General features: G+C 54.9%; 2 protein-coding genes. Both read right to left on the bottom strand.

Annotated features, from left to right (window positions below; genetic code table 11):
• Positions 1 to 344 (bottom strand): chemotaxis protein CheW (locus tag KDM89_RS19500; protein ID WP_212689556.1); only part of this gene is annotated, 344 nt, incomplete at its 3' end.
• A 48-nt stretch (positions 345 to 392) separates the two neighbouring features.
• Positions 393 to 528, bottom strand: a 136-nt coding sequence (locus tag KDM89_RS19495) for a response regulator transcription factor (protein WP_212689557.1), incomplete at its 5' end; no start/stop codon positions are given.

Below are 528 nucleotides of genomic sequence, written 5' to 3'. Positions count from 1 at the left end.
GCATCCAGCGGGGTGGGTTCACTCCCCTGAAAGCGCGGCAAATCAACGACACTGGTCAGATTACCGCGAATATTCGACACCCCCTTGTACCAGTCACGCGTTAACGGCACTTCCGTCAGCGTACCTACGCTGACAATTTCGCCAGCCTCGCGCAAATCCAGCAAATAATGCACACCGCCGATCAGCACACCTAACTGACTCAACTGGGTGAAACCACCGCGCTGGGCAGCCTGCATACGGTCAACCAACTGCGCCTGGAATTCGCGCAGGCGGGTACGTCTGACACTATTGTCAGGCTTTGCCACTTCAGACAGAGTGGCAGCATCACTCAACGCTTGGGTCATGAACTTATCCGGAGTATCGAAAGAAACAGAGATCAGTGCGCCAGCGGCTTAGCCGAGCGCAGCAATTTTGGTCAGTAACTCCTGCGGGTCTATCGGTTTGACCAGGTAGTCACGCGCCCCCTGGCGCAAACCCCAGATGCGGTCAGTTTCCTGATTTTTACTGGTGCAAATAATGACCGGTATA

It is taken from the genome of Cognatundibacterium luofuense (assembly GCF_018139685.1).
GTDB classification, from domain to species: Bacteria; Pseudomonadota; Gammaproteobacteria; order Burkholderiales; family Burkholderiaceae_D; genus Undibacterium; species Undibacterium luofuense.
Note: the sequence above shows the minus strand (reverse complement) of the source record. Positions and strands in the feature narration are given on the sequence as shown.